The following is a 2,921-nucleotide window of genomic DNA, read 5'->3' as shown; positions in this document are numbered from 1 at the left end:
AAATCTACTACGAAAGGAGCAAGTTTTTTGATGAGGTTTTCCTCATTAAATTTCTATTTAATTAACATGAATAATAATAACAAAAATAATCAAAAAATACAAGAAGAAATAATTGAAAAATGTACAAGTAAAAGATTAAAAAATCCAAAATTCAGTAATTATATTGAGTCATCAGTTTCAAAAAAAATGATAGAACGAATTAAAGACTGTGGAACTTTTTTAATGTTATTGGGGGACTTAAATTTGGAAAATAAAAAATTACATTCAGGTAATTTCTGTGGTAACAGATTTTGTCCAATGTGTGGTTGGAGGGTATCTTGTAAAGATAGCTTAAAGATAAGTATTCTTATGGATTATTTAAGAAAAGAAGAACATAAAGAATTTATATTCTTAACTTTAACAACCCCTAATGTAAAAGGGGACGAGCTAGAAGAAAGCATAAAAGATTATAATAAATCTTTTCAAAGATTAATGCAGACTAAAGAAGTAAAATCAATAGTTAAGGGATATATAAGAAAACTTGAAGTAACATATCAAAAAGAAAAGTATATAACTAAAGGGCTTTGGAAAAAGAAAAAGAAATATTATCAAAATAAAGGCTTAGAAATTGGAGATTTAGAACCAAACTTTGATACATATAATCCTCATTTTCACGTTGTTTTGGCAGTTGATAAAAGTTATTTTACTTCTAGATATTATATAAAACAAGAAAGATGGCTTGAACTTTGGAGAAAAGCAACTAGAAATAATTTAATAACTCAAGTTGACGTAAGAAAAGCTAAAATTAATGACTATAAAGAAGTTTACGAACTTGCAAAGTATTCAGCTAAAGATACTGATTATTTAGTAAGTAAGCCAGTTTTTAAAGTTTTTTATAGTTCATTAAAAGGAAAGCAAACAATGGTTTATAGTGGTTTATTTAAAGATGCTAATAAACTTTTTAAAGATAAAAAACTTGAAGATTATAAAGAAAAAGATAATATCCAGTATGTATATGCTCTATATTATGATTGGCATAAAAAAAATTATGAAGAACAGAAATTAAGAGAGCTGACTGAAGAAGAAAAAATAAAAGTAAATGGCAATCTTATTGATGAAATGGAAATAGATTAAATAAAAAAGGTACTAATTTAGTGCCTTTTTTATTTATTTTTTAGTATAATAACACTTTAGTAACTATGGTACTCACTTACATAAAACTATTTATAAACACTCAAATAAAAGCGACTAAAATTTAGTCGCTTTTTAAATTATAAGATATTTTATCTAATTTCTCATTTATATTTTCTATTGATTTACTTATTTTATCTAAGTTTAAATCTATTTTTAAATCAATATTCTTTAGTATATTCATAATTAATTTTTCATCTTTCATAAAATCACTTCCTTAGCTGAAATCAAGATGGAGATTTTAAAAAATTTCGTGGCTGACAATTCCAATTTTTTAAATGGATCATTGGCTGCCTAAGAAAATTTTTAAAATACTATCTTGATGAATTATATCACTAAACACTAGAGCAACGAAGTTGCATTTTTTAAAATGCGACTTCCTGCCAAACGGCGAGTGAATAAAAGTTTTGGTTAAGCTTTTTTAAAAGTTTATGGGTGAGCATTGCGAGGGCAAAGCCCTACCCTCGGAGAGCAAGTTCCTTTGACTAAAGGGTATAACTTGCTATACTCTTGTTATAAAAGAGTATTACAAAAACCTAATTAGCCCACAATTAGCCCATACTTTTGCCATACTTTTTATTGGTTTTGTTTTACTTTTAAAAATTAAAATTTAAGGAGGTTTTTGTATGGAATTTGCTTGGAATATTCAAAAGAATATAATGTCAGATGTTAAAGGATTGGAGAAGGAACAAAATAGAGAGGGATACATAAGGAATGGCAATATAGATTTAGAAAAAACTCATTTAAATTATGATTTAGTTAAGAGTAATTTAAATTTATATCAAAGAGTTAAAAAGAGAGTTGATGAAGTTAGAGATATTTCAAGAATTCAGAAAAATTCTGTTGTTGATTGCTCTAATATTATTACAGTACCAAAAGATCAATCTGAATTATGGGGAATTGAAAAAACAAAAGATTATTTTAAAGCAACTTATAATTATTTTTGTGATGAGTTTGGAAAAGAGAATGTAATATCAGCTAAAGTTCATCTAGATGAAACTGCTCCACATATGCACCTTCATTTTGTCCCTATAAACCTTGAGAATGGGAAATTGCAATGTAAACATGTAGTTACTAGGAATAAACTTAATAAAGTGCATACAGAAGCTTCTAATTATCTTAAAAATCTTGGATTTGATGTTATTAGGGGTAATGGAAAAACAAAAGAAAAAGGGAATATAAAAGATATTCATGAATTTAAAAAAAAGAAGTCTAAAGAATTAGAATATAAAATAGATACTCTTACAGAGCGTTTAAATGCCCTTCTAAGCGTTTCAAATGAAATTGACACCATAAAGTCTATTAAAACCCAAAAAACGCTCCTAGGGGGTAAAATATCGCTTAAAGAGAATGATTATGCTAAAATAATATCTGGATATGAAAAAACTTTGATAGATAATACAAATTTAAAAAATAAAAATAAAAATCTTTCATCAGAAAATGAAAGATTAACTAAAGAGTTAAATAGAGCTATAAAAAAAATAAAATCATTTGATTATGGTTTATTAAATTTTGAAAATAAAAAAGAAAAACTAAAAGAGCAATTAGAAAGACAGGTTAAAATTAAAAATAGAGCTGAAATAGATTCTTTAAAATTGGAAAATGAAAATCTAAAATTGAATAATAAAAATTTAAAATCTAAAGTTCAAGATCAAGAAAAAGAACTTAAAATTTTTTATAAAGAAAATAATATAAAATCTTTAGAACAAAAAAATAATTTTTTTAGAAAAATAAAAATTAAAAATTTAAAT

3 protein-coding genes are annotated in these 2,921 nt (G+C 25.0%); 2 read left to right on the top strand and 1 reads right to left on the bottom strand.

Annotated elements, in window-relative coordinates; all coding sequences use genetic code 11:
• Positions 1 to 66 precede the first annotated feature (66 nt).
• A complete protein-coding gene (locus Q4E08_RS12015; protein WP_303131243.1) occupies positions 67 to 1,113 on the top strand; it encodes a protein rep in 1,047 nt (348 codons plus the stop codon).
• 121 nt (positions 1,114 to 1,234) lie between these two features.
• Here the strand turns inward: Q4E08_RS12015 and Q4E08_RS12010 are convergent, their stop codons facing one another.
• Positions 1,235 to 1,375 (bottom strand): hypothetical protein, encoded by a 141-nt coding sequence (locus tag Q4E08_RS12010; RefSeq protein WP_303131242.1) that lies wholly within the window; start codon positions 1,373 to 1,375, stop codon positions 1,235 to 1,237.
• A gap of 421 nt (positions 1,376 to 1,796) precedes the next feature.
• On the opposite strand from Q4E08_RS12010, the gene mobV reads away from it, so the two are divergent.
• Positions 1,797 to 2,921, top strand: a 1,125-nt coding sequence (mobV, locus tag Q4E08_RS12005; protein ID WP_303131240.1) for a MobV family relaxase, incomplete at its 3' end; no start/stop codon positions are given.

It is taken from the genome of Clostridium sp., assembly GCF_030532265.1.
Taxonomy (GTDB): domain Bacteria; phylum Bacillota; class Clostridia; order Clostridiales; family Clostridiaceae; genus Clostridium.
This window is presented reverse-complemented; position numbering and strand designations above follow the sequence as displayed.

Coding starts and splice junctions, on each gene's coding strand:
- Q4E08_RS12015 (WP_303131243.1), top strand. CDS start 67: ATGAATAATAATAACAAAAATAATCAAAAAATACAAGAAGAAATAATT.
- Q4E08_RS12010 (WP_303131242.1), bottom strand. CDS start 1,375: ATGAAAGATGAAAAATTAATTATGAATATACTAAAGAATATTGATTTA.